The sequence below is a fragment of the Sphaerisporangium perillae genome (assembly GCF_023276435.1).
Classification (GTDB): domain Bacteria; phylum Actinomycetota; class Actinomycetes; order Streptosporangiales; family Streptosporangiaceae; genus Sphaerisporangium; species Sphaerisporangium perillae.
Genome location: NZ_JALLPO010000006.1, coordinates 22,597 through 40,151 on the forward strand (window position 1 = coordinate 22,597; position 17,555 = coordinate 40,151).

17 protein-coding genes are annotated in these 17,555 nt (G+C 69.9%); 10 read left to right on the forward strand and 7 right to left on the reverse strand.

Annotated elements, in window-relative coordinates; genetic code table 11:
* Window positions 1-58: 58 nt before the first annotated feature.
* Window positions 59-1,045, reverse strand: coding sequence for a C40 family peptidase (locus MYF83_RS07245; protein ID WP_248959409.1), 987 nt, complete (start codon window positions 1,043-1,045; stop codon window positions 59-61).
* A gap of 195 nt (window positions 1,046-1,240) precedes the next feature.
* Window positions 1,241-2,563, reverse strand: a complete 1,323-nt coding sequence (locus tag MYF83_RS07250; protein ID WP_248959410.1) for an NYN domain-containing protein — start codon at window positions 2,561-2,563, stop codon at window positions 1,241-1,243.
* A gap of 223 nt (window positions 2,564-2,786) precedes the next feature.
* Between MYF83_RS07250 and MYF83_RS07255 the strand changes: the two genes are divergently transcribed.
* Window positions 2,787-3,920 carry a phosphotransferase family protein gene (locus MYF83_RS07255; RefSeq protein WP_248959411.1) on the forward strand — a complete coding sequence of 378 codons (1,134 nt, stop codon included), beginning with the start codon at window positions 2,787-2,789 and terminating at the stop codon, window positions 3,918-3,920.
* 44 nt (window positions 3,921-3,964) lie between these two features.
* Window positions 3,965-5,704, forward strand: coding sequence for a DEDD exonuclease domain-containing protein (locus MYF83_RS07260; RefSeq protein ID WP_248959412.1), 1,740 nt, complete (start codon window positions 3,965-3,967; stop codon window positions 5,702-5,704).
* Between the two features lie 108 nt (window positions 5,705-5,812).
* Here MYF83_RS07260 and MYF83_RS07265 read toward each other — a convergent pair whose 3' ends face one another.
* Complete coding sequence (locus MYF83_RS07265; protein WP_248959413.1) at window positions 5,813-6,472, reverse strand: response regulator; 660 nt, start codon at window positions 6,470-6,472, stop codon at window positions 5,813-5,815.
* Window positions 6,469-7,749: a sensor histidine kinase gene (locus MYF83_RS07270; RefSeq protein WP_248959414.1), complete on the reverse strand. Its 1,281-nt coding sequence runs from the start codon at window positions 7,747-7,749 to the stop codon at window positions 6,469-6,471. Before MYF83_RS07270 ends, MYF83_RS07265 begins: the two co-directional genes overlap by 4 nt.
* Window positions 7,750-7,895: 146 nt before the next feature.
* On the opposite strand from MYF83_RS07270, the gene MYF83_RS07275 reads away from it, so the two are divergent.
* The 5 genes from MYF83_RS07275 to MYF83_RS07295 all read left to right on the forward strand — a co-directional run bounded on the left by MYF83_RS07275 (window position 7,896) and on the right by MYF83_RS07295 (window position 13,059).
* The gene (locus MYF83_RS07275) at window positions 7,896-9,458 is read left to right on the forward strand and encodes an alpha/beta fold hydrolase (RefSeq protein WP_248959415.1); all 1,563 of its coding nucleotides are present in this window, start codon (window positions 7,896-7,898) and stop codon (window positions 9,456-9,458) included.
* Between the two features lie 151 nt (window positions 9,459-9,609).
* A complete protein-coding gene (locus MYF83_RS07280) occupies window positions 9,610-10,131 on the forward strand; it encodes a hypothetical protein (protein ID WP_248959416.1) in 522 nt (173 codons plus the stop codon).
* A 5-nt stretch (window positions 10,132-10,136) separates the two neighbouring features.
* Window positions 10,137-11,207: a peptidoglycan-binding protein gene (locus MYF83_RS07285; protein ID WP_248959612.1), complete on the forward strand. Its 1,071-nt coding sequence runs from the start codon at window positions 10,137-10,139 to the stop codon at window positions 11,205-11,207.
* Window positions 11,204-11,887: an ABC transporter ATP-binding protein gene (locus MYF83_RS07290; RefSeq protein ID WP_248959417.1), complete on the forward strand. Its 684-nt coding sequence runs from the start codon at window positions 11,204-11,206 to the stop codon at window positions 11,885-11,887. Before MYF83_RS07285 ends, MYF83_RS07290 begins: the two co-directional genes overlap by 4 nt.
* On the forward strand, window positions 11,884-13,059 hold the full coding sequence (locus MYF83_RS07295) for an ABC transporter permease (protein WP_308201410.1): 1,176 nt from the start codon (window positions 11,884-11,886) through the stop codon (window positions 13,057-13,059). Before MYF83_RS07290 ends, MYF83_RS07295 begins: the two co-directional genes overlap by 4 nt.
* A 254-nt stretch (window positions 13,060-13,313) precedes the next feature.
* Here the strand turns inward: MYF83_RS07295 and MYF83_RS07300 are convergent, their stop codons facing one another.
* Complete coding sequence (locus tag MYF83_RS07300; RefSeq protein WP_248959418.1) at window positions 13,314-13,520, reverse strand: DUF397 domain-containing protein; 207 nt, start codon at window positions 13,518-13,520, stop codon at window positions 13,314-13,316.
* Window positions 13,510-14,334, reverse strand: coding sequence for a helix-turn-helix domain-containing protein (locus tag MYF83_RS07305; RefSeq protein ID WP_248959419.1), 825 nt, complete (start codon window positions 14,332-14,334; stop codon window positions 13,510-13,512). The genes MYF83_RS07300 and MYF83_RS07305 overlap by 11 nt, the downstream gene beginning before the upstream one ends.
* Before the next feature lie 173 nt (window positions 14,335-14,507).
* Here MYF83_RS07305 and MYF83_RS07310 point away from each other — a divergent pair, with 173 nt between their 5' ends.
* The 3 genes from MYF83_RS07310 to MYF83_RS07320 all read left to right on the forward strand — a co-directional run bounded on the left by MYF83_RS07310 (window position 14,508) and on the right by MYF83_RS07320 (window position 15,771).
* Window positions 14,508-14,948, forward strand: coding sequence for an ATP-binding protein (locus MYF83_RS07310; protein WP_248959420.1), 441 nt, complete (start codon window positions 14,508-14,510; stop codon window positions 14,946-14,948).
* Between the two features lie 226 nt (window positions 14,949-15,174).
* Window positions 15,175-15,399 carry a hypothetical protein gene (locus MYF83_RS07315; RefSeq protein ID WP_248959422.1) on the forward strand — a complete coding sequence of 75 codons (225 nt, stop codon included), beginning with the start codon at window positions 15,175-15,177 and terminating at the stop codon, window positions 15,397-15,399.
* 84 nt (window positions 15,400-15,483) lie between these two features.
* On the forward strand, window positions 15,484-15,771 hold the full coding sequence (locus MYF83_RS07320; protein ID WP_248959423.1) for an Lrp/AsnC family transcriptional regulator: 288 nt from the start codon (window positions 15,484-15,486) through the stop codon (window positions 15,769-15,771).
* 627 nt (window positions 15,772-16,398) lie between these two features.
* On the opposite strand, the gene trpD is transcribed toward MYF83_RS07320, so the two are convergent.
* Window positions 16,399-17,481 carry an anthranilate phosphoribosyltransferase gene (gene trpD, locus MYF83_RS07325; RefSeq protein WP_248959424.1) on the reverse strand — a complete coding sequence of 361 codons (1,083 nt, stop codon included), beginning with the start codon at window positions 17,479-17,481 and terminating at the stop codon, window positions 16,399-16,401.
* Window positions 17,482-17,555 lie beyond the last annotated feature (74 nt).

Sequence of the window (17,555 nt, forward strand, 5' to 3'; positions counted from 1 at the left end):
GTGGAGCACGGCGAGGCCGCGGGCGTGGCCGCGCACGGCAGGACGGATGTCCGGCGCGTCAGGGACGTACAGCGCCGATGATGCTGCGGTAGGCGGAGAGCGGGACGACCTTCACGACGTCCCCGGTGCGGGGCGCGTGGACCATCTTGCCGCCGCCGGCGTACATCCCGACGTGCCCGAGGCCGGCGGCGAAGAGCAGGTCGCCCGGCTGCAGGGCGTCCAGGGACACCCTGCGCGAGGCGCCCCAGGAGTACTGCCCGGCGGCCGTACGGGGCAGGCTGACCCCGGCGGCCCGCCAGGACGCCTGCGTGAGGCCCGAGCAGTCCCAGGCGCCTGGACCGGTCCCGCCGTAGCGGTAGGGCTTGCCCACCTGCGCGTAGGCGAACTGCAGCGCCGTGCGGGCGTTGCCGGACGCCGGCCCGGTGTACTTGATGCCGGCGCTGTTGGGATTGCCGGGGTTGTAGACGTTCAACCGGCGAAGCAGCTGCTCCTGCTCGCCGACGAGCTTCTCGACGTCCTTCTTCTGCTTGCGCAGGTCGTCCAGGAGCTTGAGCGCCTTGTCGTAGGCGCCCTTGGCCTTGTCACGCTGCCCCTTGAGCGAGCGGGTGGCGTTCTCGTACTCGCTCAGCTTCCGCGACTGGCCGGCGGACATCTGGTCGATCGAGGCGAGGCCGCTCAGGAGCGACTCGGGGTCCTCCTGGGTGACGAGGTTGGGCCAGGCCAGGATGTCGCCCGACTGGTAGGTGCTGACCGCGACCGACACCAGGCCGAGGCGCAGGTCGTCGATCCTGCCGACCTGCGTCTTCAGCCGGCCGTTGAGGAGGTTGTACTCCTTGCGGGCCTTCTTGTACTGCTCGCCGGCGTCGTTGTATCGGTCGACCACCTTGTCGGCCTGGTCGTTCAGCTTGGCGAGCCGCGCCTTGGTCTGCGCGACGGTGGGCTTGGGCTTCGCCTCTGCCCCGCCTGCCTGCGTGACCATGACGACGGCGATGAGACCGGCTACGACCGGTATCCGCCCGGCTCTCCGGATGCCACGCACGACCACTGCGACGCCAGCTCCCTCGAGTGAGACAAGTGAGACAACCTGGGCGGCGATCCTACAGAAAAGGTAAGGACACCTGCACCTTTTCCCCAGGAAATGCTATTGATTCGTCTCTGCCCACCCACCGCCGCGTCACTCTACGGAGCCGCCCTCACACAGGGAGTCGCCCGGCCCTCGGCGAGACGGCGGGATGTACGGTCAGGAACGGCCGAGGCGGCGGAGCAGCAGGGTGGCCGGGACGGGACGGGCGCCCATCCGGCGCACCGAGTCGGCCACCTCGCGGTCGGAGGACACCACCGCGACCGCGCGGCCGGGCGGCTCGGCGCGGACGAGCTGCCGGATGAGGTCGTCGGCGATCTCCCCCGGCGCGCTGAACAGCACCCGCACGCCCCGCGGCGCCGACACCTGCACCGGGCCGTTCAGCTCCGCGCCGTCGAACGCGCACGTGACCTCGACCCTGGTCTGCACGGCCAGGCCGCCGAGGCCGGTGAGCAGCCGCGAGCGCTGGTCGAGCAGCGTCAGCGACGGGTAGCCGGTCTTGGTGACGTTGTAGCCGTCCACGATGAGGTGGAGATGCGGGATGGCGAGGAGCTGGTCGAGCAGCGCCGGGTCGTCGTCGGCGAGGGCGCGGGCCGGCACGGCGCGCACCGAAGGCCGCCCGGGGCTCACGGCGGTCACCGAGTCGGCCGGCTTGCTGATCGCGACGGGCAGCGCCAGCTCACTGCGCAGTCCCGCCGCCGCGTCCTGGAGGGTGTCCAGGAGCACGCGGATGCGGGCGTCCTCGATGCTGCGGCCCTCACGCGTGGCGCGGCGGCTCGCCTCCAGGGCCCGCTCCGCGTCGGAGAGACGCTCGCGGACCTTGCGCAACTCGCTCTCGGCGGTGCTGGTGGCCGAGGTGACCGAGGCCCTGGCCTCCTGCTCCATCGCCTGCAGCTCGGCGGCGCGCTCCTCGGCCAGCCTGCCGCGCTCCCTGGCGTCATGCAGCCTGCGGCGCAGGTCGGCGACCTCCGCGCGGGACACCTTGAGCTGCTCGCGCAACCGGTCGGTCTCCTCCTTGGCGGCGGCCTTCTGTGCGGCGAGCTGCTCGCGCAGCCGTACGACGGCATGCTCCTGCGCGCTGCCTTCGGCGGCCGCGGCCGCCTGCTCGAGGTCGGCGCGGGCGATCTCCACCAGATCGGGCCATCCGGGCGGCCGCGTCAGGTAGGCGGCGGACGCGACGATCACCGGCTCGGCCGCGGGCGGGACGTTGCCCTCCTCCAGGCTGGCGACCAGCTCGGGCCAGGCCTCCTGGAGGCTCTCGGCGACGATCTCGCGGAACTCCTTGTCGGTCTCCAGCTGCGCGGCGATCGGCGCGCTGCCCAGCCGGGCGCGCTTGCGCGGGTCGAACCGGGCGATCCCCCGGAGCGGCGGCGGGATCGCGGCCGGCTGCAACGTGCCGAGCACCTGGGCGGCGAGCTCGACGACATGTAAGCGGACCTGCTCGGGCAGCGGGCGAGACAGGCCTTCTCCGGCTGAACTCATCCGTCTTCCCCTAGCTGACTGGCCGTTCAATTCTCGTCTATCCGACAAGGGTACGGCTGACGCGTCCGTGGTCAGCGCGCTTCCCACCGGGTTCTGGACCCCCGGCTGCCCCGCGAGCCACGCCTCCGACCCCCTGCCGCCGGGTTACCGGCCGGTGAACGGCATATGGACAAGCGCTTGGTACGGGTATACGACAGGGCCACCACCGATGAGGGAGACCGCGATGGCGACGCCCGGCGACCGAAGCACCGAACCGGAAGAGATGCGCACCTCGACCCGTGACCTGGGCGAACTCCGCGAGCGCCTGCAGAACTGGCTCACCGGCCGGCTGGAGGGGGCCACCGGGGTGACCGTGTCGGAGCTGTCGCGTCCCTCCGCCAACGGCCTGTCCAGCGAGACGCTGTTCTTCACCGCGTCCTGGACCGAAGACCAGGCGGATCAGCGGCTCGAATGCGTCGCGAGGATGGCCCCGGCCGCGGAGGCCGTGCCCGTCTTTCCCGAATACGACCTCGCGAAGCAGTTCGAGGTGATGCGGGTGGCACGGCTGCGGGCCGGCATCCCCGTCCCGCTGGCCCTGTGGTTCGAGCCCGACCCCCTCCCCCTCGGGTCCGCCTTCCTGGTGATGGAACGGGAGACCGGGGACGTCCCGCCGGACCTGATCCCCTACACCTTCGAAGGCTGGCTCGCCGACGCCAAGCCCGCCGACCTCGCCGGCCTGCAGCACCGGACCGTCGAGATCCTCGCGCGGCTGCACGACGCGCCCCTGCGGCCGGAGGAGATCGCCTTCCTGCGGTCGGAGCACCCCGGCGGCTCGGCGCTGCGGCGGCACGTCGAGGAGCAGCGGGCCTACTACCAGTGGGCCCATGGCGCCCGGCGCATCCCCGTCCTTGAGGAGGCGTTCGCCTGGCTCGAGGACCATTGGCCGGACGAGACCGGGGACGACGTCATCAGCTGGGGCGACGCGCGCATCGGCAACGTGATGTACCGCGACTTCACGCCCGTCGCGGTGCTCGACTGGGAGATGGCGGCCGTCGGTCCACGTGAGATCGACATCGCCTGGATGATCTTCCTGCACCGCTTCTTCCAGGACGTCGCCGAGATCATGGGCCTTCCCGGCCTGCCCGGCTTCATGACCCGCGAGAAGGTCTGCGCCCAGTACCGGTCCCTGTCCGGATACCAGCCCAGGGACATGGAGTTCTACGAGATGTACGCCGCCCTGCGGCACGGGATCATCATGGCCCGCGTCTGGCAGCGGCGGATCCACTTCGGCGAGCAGGCGATGCCCGACGACCCGAACGACCTGGTCATGCACCGCGCCGCGATCGAGAGCATGCTCGACGGCGGCTACTGGAAGTGATCGAAGCAGGGACCGCCGGTACCGAACTGTCGGAGCGCGCTCGTATGGTCATGCACGTGGAGATCGGGGTTCAAGGAACGCTTGACGAGCTCGGCACGCCCCTCGACCAGGTGACCTTCGTCGTGTTCGACCTGGAGACGACGGGCGGGTCGCCCGCCGAGCACGCCATCACCGAGATCGGCGCGGTCAAGGTGCGCGGCGGCGAGGTGCTCGGCGAGTTCGCCACCCTGGTCGACCCGGGGCGTCCCATCCCGCCGTTCATCACCGTGCTCACCGGCATCACCGACGTGATGGTCATCGCCGCGCCGCGCATCGAGCAGGTCCTGCCGTCCTTCCTGGAGTTCGTGCGCGGCGCCACGCTGGTCGCGCACAACGCCCCCTTCGACGTGGGCTTCATCAAGGCCAACTGCCAGACCCACGGCTATCCCCCGCCGGTCAACCCCGTGGTCGACACCGCCGACCTGGCGCGGCGGGTGCTCACCCGCGACGAGGTCCCCAACTGCAAGCTCTCGACGCTGGCCAGGGTCTTCCGGAGCACCACCGAGCCGTGCCACCGGGCCCTCGCCGACGCCAAGGCGACCGTCGACGTGCTGCACGCGCTGATCGAGCGCGTCGGGGCGTACGGCGTGCAGACCCTCGAAGAGCTCAAGGGCTTCGTGCGGGCGCCGACGCCCGAGCAGAAGCGCAAGCGCCACCTGGCCGCGAGCGTCCCGAGCGCCCCGGGCGTCTACGTCTTCGAGGACGAGCGCGGCGAGGCGCTGTACGTCGGCAAGAGCGGCGACCTGCGCACCCGCGTCAAGTCCTACTTCACCGCGAGCGAGACCCGGCCCCGCATCCGCGAGATGATCGGCATCGCCGAGCGGGTGCGGCCGATCGTGTGCGCCACCGGCCTGGAGGCGGAGGTCAGGGAGCTGCGGCTGATCGGGTCCACCAAACCCCGCTACAACCGCCGGTCCCGCTTCCCGGAGAAGGTCGTCTGGCTCAAGCTGACCGACGAGCCCTTCCCTCGCCTGTCCATCGTCCGCGAGGTCAAGGCCGACCAGGCCACCTACCTCGGCCCCTTCACCTCCGCGCGCGGCGCCGAGGACGCCCGCACGGCGCTGTACGAGGCGGTGCCGCTGCGCCAGTGCACCGAGCGCATCACCGTGCGCACCCGGCGGCCCGCCTGCGCGCTGGCCGAGATGGGCCGCTGCGGGGCGCCGTGCGAGGGCCGCGAGGGCATCGACGACTACCGCCGCCACGCCGACGAGGCCCGGGCCGCCATGGAGAACGACCCCGGCCCGGTGTTCTCCGCGCTGGAGGCCCGCATGGAACGGCTGTCCGCCGAGCAGCGCTACGAGGAGGCCGCCGTCGACCGCGACCGGCTCGCCGTCTACGTGCGCACCGCCGCGCGCATGCAGCGGCTCCGGTCGCTGACCGGCATTCCCGAGCTGATCGCGGCGAGCCCCGCGTTCGACGGCGGGTGGGACATCCACGTCGTGCGGCACGGCCGGCTGGCCGCCGCGGGGGTGATGCCCAAGGGCGCCCACCCGAACCCGTACGTCGACGCCCTGGTCGCCACCGCCGAGACCGTGACCCCCGGCCCCGGCCCGCTGCCCGCCGCCATCGCCGAGGAGACCGAGTGCATCCTGCGCTGGCTCGACTCCCCCGGCGTCCGCCTGGTACGCGTCGAGGGCACCTGGAGCCTCCCCGCCCGTGGCGCCGGCCGCCTCAAAGAACGCATCGACCGCGCCTACAAGGGCCTGCAACCCCGCCAACCCCGCGAAGGCCGCCCCCTGCGCTGACAGGGCGTGCTCACGCCTGAAGCACCTGGCGCAGCCGCGGCAGTCGTGGTGTACGCGTCGGCGAGCAGCGGGTGACACACACGTCCAGAACTTCGCGACCAAAGATCGTTAGGTGGCTCCAGTGCGTACCAGGCCGCTTTCGTAGGCAAAGACCACGGCCTGGACACGGTCGCGCAGGGCGAGTTTGGCCAGCACGCGGCTGACGTGGGTTTTGACGGTGCCCTCGGACAGGAAGAGGGAGTCGGCGATCTCGGTGTTGGACAGGCCGCGGGCGATGAGGCTCAGCACCTCGCGTTCGCGTTCGGTCAGAACGTCGAGGTCGGCTGTGGGTGTGACCGGGGCGGCGCCGATGCCGACGTATCGTTCGAGGAGTCGGCGGGTCACGCTGGGCGCGACGACCGCGTCGCCTCGTGCGACCACACGGATGGCTGAGAGCAGGTCGGGCGCGAGGGTGTCTTTGAGGAGGAATCCGCTGGCGCCGGCGTGGAGGGCGGCGTAGACGTACTCGTCGAGGTCGAAGGTCGTCAGCATCAGTACCCGGATCCGGCTGGTGCCGACGCAGATGCGGCGGGTCGCCTCGACGCCGTCGACCTCGGGCATCCGGACGTCCATCAGCACGACGTCGGGTTGGAGTTCGAGGGCCAACTCCGCTGCCTGCGCGCCGTCGCCTGCCTCGCCGACGACCTGCATGTCGGGGGCGTTCTCCAGGATCATGCGGAAGCCGGTACGGACGAGGGCCTGGTCGTCGGCGAGCAGTACGCGGATCATGCGGCGTGTCCCTGGATCGGGAGCGCTGCCCGCACGGCGAACCCGCCTCGGGGTTCGGGGCCTGCAGCGAACGTGCCGCCGAGCAACTTAACGCGCTCGCGCATGCCTCGCAGCCCGTTTCCTCCGCCAATGTCCCCGGCCCGGCCGTGGCCGTTGTCGCTGATCTCGATGCCGATCTCCGCATCGTGGTAGTTGAGGACCACGCTGGCGGTGGCACCCGTTCCGGCGTGCTTCATGGTGTTGGTCAGGGCTTCCTGCACGATGCGGTAGGCCGACAGATCCACTGCCGAGGGCAGCGCCGCAGGTGAACCCTCCACGCGGAGCCGTACCGGTGTGCCTGCCCTGTTCACCTGGGCGAGCAGGGCGGACAGGTGCGCGAGGCCGGGTTGCGGATGCCAGGCGTCGTCCACCTCTCCCACTGCGGTGAGCACTCGTCGCATGTCGGCGAGGGAGCCGCGGCCGGTGTTGACGATCGCTTCCAGTGCGACCCGGGTATCGGTGGGGTTGTTGTCGAGCGCGGCGGCGCCGCCTTGGGCCTGGATCACCATGAGGGACAGGCCGTGGGCCACGACGTCGTGCAGTTCCCGGCTGATCCGCCCGCGCTCGGCGGCCACCGCGAGCGCCGCCTGCTGGTCGCGTTCGCGTTCGAGATCCCGGGCGTGTGCGTGGAGCTCATCGAGGTAGGCGCGGCGGCTGCGGGCGCCGGAACCGATCGCCCAGGAGGCGACCAGAACCGATCCGAGCACAGACAGGCCACTCCAGGTATCGGCCGAGGCGCTGCGGTGGACCCTCATGACCTCTTTCGGCGTGGATGGGGTGTCGAGGCCGGGGCCCGTCGAGAGCACATCTGATGGCCCAGGTATCGGACGTGCGTCGTACAGGCTCCATCCGGAGGCGACAAGCAGCAAGCAGGCCAGGACGGCGAGCGAGACGGCCCGTTCGTAGCGGGTGGCGACGGTGTAGAGCAGGACCAGCAGGCTCAGATCGATGATCATCAGGGGCGCGGCCTTGGCCACGTGCACCACGGCAGAGAGCACGCAGAAGGCGAGCATCGGCATCGGCCGGCGCCTGCGGAGCGTGACACCGACCGCGGCCAGTGCCGTCGCCCCCCACCAGAGTGCGAGCTGTACGGCCTGCCCGCCGACGACGGGGGTGCCCGCCGTCTTGCCCACGATCGCGTTCGGGTCGTTGACCAGCACGCAGATCGCGAGCAGCACGGCGGCCAGCGCCGCGTCCTGCGGCATCGGCAAGCGTGACCACGCGCGAAGATCCGTCATGAACCTGTGAGCTTACGGCCAGGCCCGACGCGCGCGCGTCTGCCGCAAGTCTGATCCGGCGGCGCCGGGATACATCTGGCGACAGATGTGAACATGCGGCTGGGGGCAGACGCGGGTTCAGCGCGGCCGGCAGCAGGGTTGGCCGCATGTCTCAACGTGAATCCCTCACCGGTCGCGCGGTTACGGCCATGGCCGTGGGTGCCGTCACCCTGGCATCGCTGGTCGCGGGTTCGCCCGCCGCGACGGCCGCGACCGGGCAAGCCCAGGCTTCGGTCAAGTGGAGCTCCTGCCCCACCTACTCCGACGACGTGATCCGTACCCTCGTCGTCTCCGACGAGCAACTGCGGAAATTCCGCGCGCTACTGGGCCGGATGGAGTGTGGAACCGTCAGCGCTCCGCTGGACTACCGCAAACCACGCGGACGGCAGATCACCATCGCGATCACCCGGGTCAAGGCCGCCGACCGCAAGCACCGGCTGGGCAGCCTGGCGCTCAACCCGGGCGGGCCAGGCGGCGCCGGTTACCTGTTCCCCCTCCAGATCGCCTCAATGAACCAGGCGAACGCGAAGCTCAACGACCGCTACGACCTGATCGGCTTCGACCCCCGCGGGGTCGGCTACAGCACCAAGGTCAGCTGCCCGGCCATGGGCGGGCAGGCGCCGGAGCCAGGGCCGCTGACCGAGGCGGCGGCCAAGCGCACCTATGACAGCGGGGTGGCCAACAACAAGGCCTGCGGAAGCTCCGATCCCGCCTTCCTGGGCCAGCTCACCACCTTGAACTCGGCCCGCGACCTCGACCGGGTGCGGATCGCGCTCGGCGAGCGCAAGCTCAACTTCCTGGGCATCTCCTGGGGCACCTGGCTCGGCGCGGTCTACCGCAGCACCTTCCCGGGCAGCGTCGGGCGCATGTTCCTGGACAGTGTGTCGCCCGTGCACTTCCGGCTGGACGACTTCGAGGACGGCCATGCCGCGGGCAGCGAGCGCAACTTTGGGCGGATGGCGGCCTGGATCGCCAAGCGCAACGACACCTACGGCCTCGGCACCACCGCGCAGGAGGTGCGGACCAAGGTAGTGGCGCTCCGCCGCGCCTATGACGAGAACCCGAAACACTACAGCGACTGGGAGATGGTCGCCGACGGTGCCACGGTCGCCATGCTGGCCATCCAGAGCGCCCCGGACTGGCCGCAGGTCGCCCAGGCGTTCAAGGAAATGCAGGACGAGGGCGACACCGCGCCGCCCGCCCTCAAGAAGCTCATGAATCAGGGACCGCAGACGCCCCCGGCGGCCGACGCCCCGGAGCGGTTCAACCCGACCACCGGCCAGGCCGTCTTCTGCAACGAGGATCCCAGCCGGCTCGGCTTCTCCGACGCCTGGGCCACCTACCAGCGGCGACTCGAGGACAACCCGGTAACGGGGCGGGCCAGCGGCTTCTCCGCCCAGTGCGCCGGTTGGCCGCTGCCGGTGCAGAAGATCAAGGTCAAACGCACCGGCGGGTCGCTGGTGCTGTCCGGACACCGCTACGAATCGGTCTCCCTGTACGAGTGGACGAAGCAGATGCACGCCGCTATCGGAGGCACGATCTTCACCGTCGACGACGACGTGCACGGGTCGGTCCTGCGAGTGCCGAGCTGCGCCGCCAAGCTCGTGTCGTACTTCAACACGGGCCGAATCGACAGCGGCTGCGACGGCACCCCCGTACCCGAGAACTGACCAATCCCAGCCCTGCCCGGTCGCCGGGACGCCACCGCACGTGCCGCCCCGGCGACCGGGGCTCATCCAACCGCACACGATGGAGATCGAAATGGAAGGCATCCCCAGCCGGAGCGTGGCCAGGCGGAAGCGCTCACGCAGGAGCATCGCGTTGGCCGTCGCGTTGGCCGTCGTCGCATTGGCTGGCGCGGCCTGCGGGAGCGGCCAGGAACCCGCCAGGACCGTGGCATCCATGGCGCCGCAGGCCGGTTCGGCGTCCGCCGCGCCGCAGGGCGGTTCCCAGGCCGATCCAGTGGCCTTCGCCAAGTGCGTCCGCGAGAACGGCGTGCCGAATTTCAAGGACCCGGAGCCGGGCGTAGGCATGGGAGACGGGATCGACCTCAACTCCCCGGCGTTCAAGAAGGCCGCCGAGGCCTGTAAGGAGTTCATGCCCGCCCCGCCCCCGCAGAACAACCCCGGCGAGACATGGTCCACCTCGGACAAGCTCAAGTACGCCACGTGCATGCGCGACAACGGCGTGCCGTCGTTCCCCGACCCCGACGCCGACGGCGGTTTCAAGCTCAACGATGACCCCAACACACCGCAGTTCAAGAAGGCCGAGGAAGCCTGCGAGCAATACCAGCCGCAGAGCATCCGGAACATGGCCCCCAGTAAGACCGGCGGCGGCAGTTGAGCGCGATGCGCTGGACGGCCAGACTGGCGGCGGCAGGCGCGCTGGTGGCCGGAGGTGTCTGGTTCCTGCGCGCCGACCCGTTCGCCGCGCCCGTGGCGAACACCACCGCCGCCCATAGCGCGGCCAGGACCGGCGTGGCGCAGGTGACCAAGGGCACGCTGTCGGCCCGCACCCTGCAGAACGGCACGCTCGGGTACGCGGGTGAGTTTCAGGTCGTCAACAAGGCCAGCGGTACGGTGACCAAGCTGCCCGCCGTGGGCCAGGTGATCAATGCAGGCAAGGTGCTGTACCGGGTGGACGGCAAGCCCGTGATGCTGCTCTACGGTGCGGTTCCCATTTACCGGTCGCTGTCGTGGGGCACGGAGGGCGTGGACGTCCGGCAGTTGAATGCCGCGCTGGTGGCGCTCGGCTACGCGACCAAGGACGAGCTGGATCCCGACTCCGACTATTTCGGCAGGGCCACCCACAACGCGCTTCGGGAGTTGCAGGACAAGGTCGGGCTGGAAGAGTCGGGGAACCTCTCGCTCGGCCAGGCGGTGTTCGTCGCAGCCAAGACGATCCGGGTGCTGAAGGTGAATGCGGTCAGCGGCGCGCAGACGGCGGCCGGGACCGTGGTGCTGCAGGCCTCCTCGACGGCCCGGCAGGTCACCGTCGAGTTGAATGCCGGCCAGCAGAGCCAGGTGGCCGTCGGCGACAAGGTGATCATCACGCTGCCCAACGGCAAGGCCGTGCCTGGCGTGGTCTCCGATGTCGGCAAGGTCGCCACCACCTCCGACAGCGGGACCACGATCGAGGTGAAGATCCGGCCGACCAGGCCGAAGCAGACCGGAAGCCTGGATAAGGCGCCGGTACAGGTGTCGATAGTCACCGACACCGCCAAGGACGTGCTGTCGGTGCCGGTGAACTCGCTGCTCGCGCTGGCCGGTGGCGGCTACGCGGTCGAGGTCGTGGACACCGGTGGCAAGCATCGGCTGGTCGGTGTGACGACCGGGCTGTTCGACGACAGCGAGGGCAAGGTCGAGGTCACCGGCGACGGCCTGGCCGAAGGCCAGAACATCGTGGTGCCGGCGTCATGAGAAGTGTTCTGGAACTGGACCGGGTGACCAAGGTCTACCCTGGCGCGACACCGGTGGTGGCGCTGGAAGAGGCCAGCTTCACCGTCGAGGCCGGCGAACTGGTCGCCATCGTGGGGCCGTCCGGGTCGGGCAAATCGACGCTGCTGCAGGTCATGGGTACCCTGGATCGGCCCACCTCGGGCACGGTCCACATCGTCGGCGACGACGTCGCGAGCATGTCCGACCGCGCCCTGGCCAAGCTGCGAGCTGAGCGGATCGGATTCATCTTCCAGCAGTTCTTCCTGGCCCAGCACGCCACCGCTTTGGAGAACGTGGCCGACGGCATGCTGTATACGGGTGTTGAACATCGCGCCAGACTGCAGGCAGCGTCCGAGGCGTTGGAGCGGGTCGGGCTGGGACATCGCCTGAACCACCGCCCCCCGCAGTTGTCGGGCGGTGAGCGACAGCGGGTCGCGATCGCCCGGGCGCTGGTCGGCAACCCGGCGATCGTGCTGGCCGACGAGCCCACCGGCAACCTCGACAGCGTCTCCGGAGCCGCGATCTTCAAACTGCTGAAGGAGCTCAACGCCGAGGGCGCCACCATCATCATGATCACACACGACCGGGAGCTGGCCGCGAAGCTGCCCCGCCGCATCGAGGTGCTGGACGGGCACCTCGTCGCCGATCGGCGGGAGTCATGATGTATCCGGCCGACCTGGCACGGGTGGCCGGCCTGGGACTGCGGACCCGGCGGATGCGGGTGGCCCTGTCGGCGCTCGGCATCGCCATCGGCGTCGCGGCGATGGTGGCCGTGCTGGGCTTGTCGGCCTCCTCCCAGGCCGGGTTGCTGGCCGAGATCGACAAGTTGGGCACCAACCTGCTCACCGTCACCCCCGGCCAGACCATGGGCGGCGACAATGCGAAACTGCCCAACGACGCGCCGGGGATGATCGCCAGAATCGGCCCGGTCGAGAAGGTCGAACACACCGGCAAAACCAAGGCCAACGCCTTCCGCAACCCCTACATCCCCGCCTTCAACACCAACTCGCTGACCGTCAGCGCGGCCAGCCTGGACCTGCCCGGCGCGGTGCGCACCAGCCTGGCCCAAGGCGCCTATCTCAACGCTGCCACCGCCCGGCAACCGGTCGCCGTCCTCGGCGCCGACGCCGCCCAGCGCCTCGGCATCGCAAAGATCCACCAAGGGATGCGCATCTGGGTCGGCGGGCAGTGGTTCTACATCGCCGGGATCCTCAACCCGGCCAAACTGACACCGGAGATCGACTCCGCGGTACTGGTCGGCTACCCGGCCGCCAAAAAATACCTGCACTTCGACGGCCATCCGACCACGATCTACGTGCGGGCGGCCACCGAACAAGTGGCCGACGTGCAGAAGGTACTGGCCGCCACCGCCAACCCGCAGAACGCCGGCGAGGTCAAAGTCAGCCAGCCCTCCTCCGCCCTGGTGGCCCGCGCGGCCGCCCAATCCGCGCTCAACGGCCTGTTCCTGGGCCTGGGCGCGGTGGCACTGCTCGTCGGCGGCATCGGCGTCGCCAACACCATGGTCATCTCGGTCCTCGAACGTCGCTCCGAGATCGGCCTGCGCCGCTCCCTCGGAGCGACCAGAGCAGACATCCGCCTCCAGTTCCTGGCCGAGGCGATCCTGCTGGCCGCGCTCGGCGGCCTCGCCGGCGTGGCCATCGGCACCCTGGCCACCACCATCTACACCCACATCAAGAACTGGGCCACCGTGGTACCCCCGCTGGCCTGGGCAGGCGGGCTGGGCGCGGCCGTCGCCATCGGCGCCATCGCCGGGCTGCTCCCCGCCATCCGCGCGGCCCGCATGCAACCCACCGAGGCACTGCGAACCGTCTGACATGCCCGGCACGACGGACAAACCCGTCGTGCCGGGCTTCAGCCTGCCCAGCGGCTCGTTTCACACCTGACCGTCATCAGACCAGCCCTATCTACCTGGGGATACAGGATGGAACTCTCTCAATCATCTGACCGGAGTGGGCTTCGACGGGGCAGCAGCCAAAGCCGGACCCACCTGCGCGTCTCCACCACACGCCCGCTCTCCCGTCGGCCCTTCTCGCTGTAGCGGGCGCCGCCACAGCGAGAAGGGCCTGCTCAGACGTCCAGCGCGCTGGTCTTGATCCCGGCCACGAACGTAGACCACTCACCCGACCCGACAATGAGGACCGGGCCCGCCGGGGTCTTGCTGTCGCGGACCGCGACGAGGCCGGGCCGGTTCGAGGCGATCTCAACGCAGTTGTCGCCCTCGGGACCGCTAAAGCTGCTCTTACGCCACCGCAGGCCCGGAAGATCAGGGGTCATTTCGCTGCACCACTTCCTCAATGAGCCGGAGAGACTGCTTGCACGACAGGGCCTCAGCTCTGATCGCGTCGTACCCGCGGACCAGCCGGGCGATCGTCGTCCGGTCGTCCAGGGTGCGCCCGTAAGGTTGCGCGCTCACAAAGGCAGCGTAGGCCGATCCGTTCCGCTCGGCGATGATGAATCCGCCCGCCAGCCCGCAGTGCACGTCGGTCGCGTAGGGCACTATCTGGATGGTCACCTGGGGATGCCGGGCCATCTCCAGCAGGAACCGCAACTGCTCCCCCATCACGGCCGCGCCGCCGACGTTGCGCCGAATCACGGCCTCGTCCATGACCACGCTGATGGCGGGCGGCCTGTCGCGGTTGAGGATGGTCCGCCGCCGCATTCGGCCCGCGAGGCGGTCCTCCACCTCCTCGCCGGTGATGCCCGGCGAGACGCCGAGGATCTGGCGGGCGTACCCCTCCGTCTGGAGCAGGCCGGGGACGATCGTCGGCTCCCAGCAGCGCAGGTCCGTGGCGTCCTGCTCCTCGTCCAGCCACGGCCGGAAATGCTCCGGCGCCTGCGGCCACGTCGTGGCGGTGTACAGCCTGGTCATGGTGCCGTCGAGCCCCAGGGCCCGGTCGCACAGCTCCGCGAAGCGTTGCGACGGGCGACGCTTGGTCAGCTCGACGAGGTTGACCATCGAGTCGGAGAACCCGATGCGCTCGGCGAGCTGCCTTTGGGTGAGGTTCGCCAGGTGCCGGTGGCGGCGGAGCTCGAAGGCGAACAGGGCACGGGGGGATTCGTGGGGGTCTATTTCTTTTTGGGGGAACAAATCTCACCTACCTGACCGAACTCGGACGTTTCAAATGACCGACCGGCTTGCTGACAGAACTGTAGGCATAAGGTCGGCCGATTTCGATTCCGATCGTAGCTCCGGGTCGTCAATCTGATAAGGCGAAGTCCGCACGACGCGCAGGACTTTCCGACGGACGAAAAGGCAAGCGCATGACGACAGAAAGCCTGCTCGGAGTCATCGATCTCATCGGTGCTCCCGAGTCGGTCTCTCGCGCACGCGGGTATGTGAGAGAAAAACTCGGCGGCGAACACCCCGCCCTCGATGACGTGACGCTCCTGGTTTCCGAGGTCGTCACGAACGCCATCGTCCATTCGGACTCCAAGAACGGCGGGAGGGTGACGCTCGCGCTCGCCGACTGCCACGACTTGATACACGTCGACGTGGTGGACGCGGGAAGCGAGACCGCCCCGTACGTCAGCGGCGACCTGTTCGCCGAAGGCGGGCGCGGCCTGCGACTCGTCCAGACGATCTCCCATCGCTGGGACGTCTACGAGGACGACACCGGCCGGACCGTCTGGTTCGAGGTGAAGTACAAGCGCCGGGAAGGCGCGGACGACGTTTCCGTCCCCGGACAACGGCAGCCGGACTAATACGCTCCTTCGCGGCGAGGAAATACACCCCGAAAGCGGGGGCGACAGCGCGGCGAGCGCCCTGGAAACAAGCCAGAGGCGCCTTGTCCCCCGGCCGCGCTGTCGCCCCGTCCACAAATGAGCGGACGGCGGACGAGCCGGCGGCCCCTGGGAATGCTCAGCCCGTGCATTCACCCGTGCTCGATACTTTTTCCGCACGGTCAAAGGCAGCGATCCCATAAGGCCCTTGAGTGCCGGATTTCCCGCCGAGGCCGACGGACTCATGTCCGGTACGCATGCCTCAGGTGGCCGATCGCCGGCTTCCTTCGGCCATGATGTGCTCGACAACAGCCGTCCGACGTTTTTGATCTTCGACGGACAACCGGTCGACCAGGCGGTTCAGCTCACAACGGCGGTGCTCGAGCACGGCGCGGCGGGTTTCGTGTACGACGAACGAGCGCGGCCGGTGTAGCGGACGAGGGTGAGAGGCAGTGACGGTGCCCCGTCCGGACGGCGCTAGAGTCGGGCCAGACCGTACTCAAAGGAGAGAGCGCGAATGATCACCGCGATCGTGCACATCAAGGCGGAGGTCGACCGGATTCCCGAAGTCGCCCAGACGATCGCCGAGCTCGACGGGGTCAGCGAGGTCTATTCGATCACCGGTGACTACGACCTGGTCGCCATGGTGCGGGTCGCCACCTATGACGAGGTCGCCGAGGTGATCCCCGGGCGCATCAACAAGGTGTCCGGCGTCCTCGCCACCGAGACCCACCTCGCCTTCCGCACCTACTCCAAGCACGACCTGGAGGCCGCCTTCTCCATCGGCTTCAACGAGGCCGACTAACCCGTCCTAGCCCGTCCGGCAAGCGGCGCGTTACCAGGTTGCGCCGCTTACAGATGCCGACGTAGAAGGCACGCGACCGGCACGCCCGGCTGCCCGTACACGTGCGGTCAGCGCGTGCGCGCCCCTTGGGCATCCCCCAGAACGGCCAGGTAGAAGGGGCGCGCGGCCCGCCTGCTGCCAACGGCCCGCCTGCAGATGGCGGCGGATGCGGTGCCGGGAGATGCCCAGACCGCTCAACTGCTTCCTGTGGATCACCTGATCCTGCTCGCGGCCGAGTCACGTTCTGTGGACGATGGCTCTCAAATCCTGCGCACGCACGATCGCCGGTCGGCCAACGTATGGGGGCGCCGGCTTCGCCGTACCTCCTCCCACCCCATCGGCGCCGACCGAACAACCCACAGCGGCCAGGAGAGACAGGCGGCCCGACGAAGGGGGCGGCCACTCGCATTCGACCGGAGCAAAGCCGACCGCGGAAACGACCAAGGTCACCGCCAGGCAGGCGAACCTCTGAAGGGGGCGGTCGCCCGTAATCGGACAGGGGGGAGCCGGCGGTGGGAGCGGCTGGGATTGCCCTCGCCGGGGTCCTAGGGGGCGACCCGGTGGAGGGGGTGTTGGTGTTTTGGGGGGTTAGGAGTTCTTGTGGATGCGGCTGATCTCTACCCAGCGGGTCAGGGTTTCGGCGGCGCGGCCGGAGTCGATGGCTTCGGCGGCGCGGGTGTAGGCACCGCGCATGGCGGTGACCAGGGCGTCCCCGGGGACTCCCGGGCCGGGCTCGGCGGAGTCGAGGGGGGCGAGGTCCAGGCTGACCAGGGCGGCCGCGGCGTTCAGCAGCACGGCGTCGCGTACCGGGCCGGTCTTGCCGCCCACCAGGTCGTGCACGGCGCGCGCGTTGAACTCGACGTCGCCGCCGCGCAGCGCGTCGGGCTCGGAGCGGGGGACGCCGATGTCGAGCGGGTCGAAGGAGGTCTCGACGGCGGTGCCGTCTCTGACCACCCAGATCGTGGAGGTCGTGGCCGTGGACAGCTCGTCCAGCCCGTCGTCGCCCCGGAACACCAGGGCCGACACGCCGCGCTCGGCGAACACGCCGGCGATGACCGGCAGCATGCGGGCGTCGTAGACGCCGATGGCCTGCGCCGTCGGGCGGGCCGGGTTGGTGAGCGGGCCGAGGAAGTTGAAGACGGTGGGGACGCCGATCTCCTTGCGGGCGGGCCCGGCGAAGCGCAGCGCGGGGTGGTAGACCGGCGCGAAGCAGAAGGCGATGCCCGCCTCGACGGCGGTGCGCGCCGTCGACTCCGGGGGCAGGTCCAGCACGACGCCGAGGTGTTCGAGCACGTCGGCCGCCCCGCACGAGGAGGACGCCGCGCGGTTGCCGTGCTTGACCACCCGCGCCCCGGCGGCGGCCGCGACGATCGCGGCCATCGTCGAGACGTTGACCGTGTGGGCGCGGTCGCCTCCGGTGCCCACGATGTCGACGGTCGGGCCGTCGACCGACAGCCGCGTGGCGCGGTCGAGCATGGTGCGCGCGAGCCCGGTGACCTCGGCGACCGTCTCGCCCTTGGCCCGCAGGGCGACGGCGAAGGCGGCGATCTGGGCGGTCGTCGCGGACCCGGACATGATCTCGCTCATGGCCCAGGCTGTCTCATCGGCGGTGAGGTGCTCACGGGCGATCAGGGCCGTGAGCAACGCAGGCCATGTGGTGCGCGCGTCCATGGATTCTCCGGTCGGTGGGAGGAGGCGTGGGTCTCCATCACTGGGCGGAGATGCGGATCTCCGATCAGTGGAGG

Excerpts from the sequence above, each read along its gene's own strand:
- MYF83_RS07250 (WP_248959410.1), bottom strand. The coding sequence starts at position 2,563 with ATGAGTTCAGCCGGAGAAGGCCTGTCTCGCCCGCTGCCCGAGCAGGTC.
- MYF83_RS07255 (WP_248959411.1), top strand. The coding sequence starts at position 2,787 with ATGGCGACGCCCGGCGACCGAAGCACCGAACCGGAAGAGATGCGCACC.
- MYF83_RS07260 (WP_248959412.1), top strand. The coding sequence starts at position 3,965 with ATGGTCATGCACGTGGAGATCGGGGTTCAAGGAACGCTTGACGAGCTC.
- MYF83_RS07265 (WP_248959413.1), bottom strand. The coding sequence starts at position 6,472 with ATGATCCGCGTACTGCTCGCCGACGACCAGGCCCTCGTCCGTACCGGC.
- MYF83_RS07270 (WP_248959414.1), bottom strand. The coding sequence starts at position 7,749 with ATGACGGATCTTCGCGCGTGGTCACGCTTGCCGATGCCGCAGGACGCG.
- MYF83_RS07275 (WP_248959415.1), top strand. The coding sequence starts at position 7,896 with ATGTCTCAACGTGAATCCCTCACCGGTCGCGCGGTTACGGCCATGGCC.
- MYF83_RS07285 (WP_248959612.1), top strand. The coding sequence starts at position 10,137 with ATGCGCTGGACGGCCAGACTGGCGGCGGCAGGCGCGCTGGTGGCCGGA.
- MYF83_RS07290 (WP_248959417.1), top strand. The coding sequence starts at position 11,204 with ATGAGAAGTGTTCTGGAACTGGACCGGGTGACCAAGGTCTACCCTGGC.
- MYF83_RS07295 (WP_308201410.1), top strand. The coding sequence starts at position 11,884 with ATGATGTATCCGGCCGACCTGGCACGGGTGGCCGGCCTGGGACTGCGG.
- MYF83_RS07300 (WP_248959418.1), bottom strand. The coding sequence starts at position 13,520 with ATGACCCCTGATCTTCCGGGCCTGCGGTGGCGTAAGAGCAGCTTTAGC.
- MYF83_RS07310 (WP_248959420.1), top strand. The coding sequence starts at position 14,508 with ATGACGACAGAAAGCCTGCTCGGAGTCATCGATCTCATCGGTGCTCCC.
- MYF83_RS07320 (WP_248959423.1), top strand. The coding sequence starts at position 15,484 with ATGATCACCGCGATCGTGCACATCAAGGCGGAGGTCGACCGGATTCCC.
- trpD (WP_248959424.1), bottom strand. The coding sequence starts at position 17,481 with ATGGACGCGCGCACCACATGGCCTGCGTTGCTCACGGCCCTGATCGCC.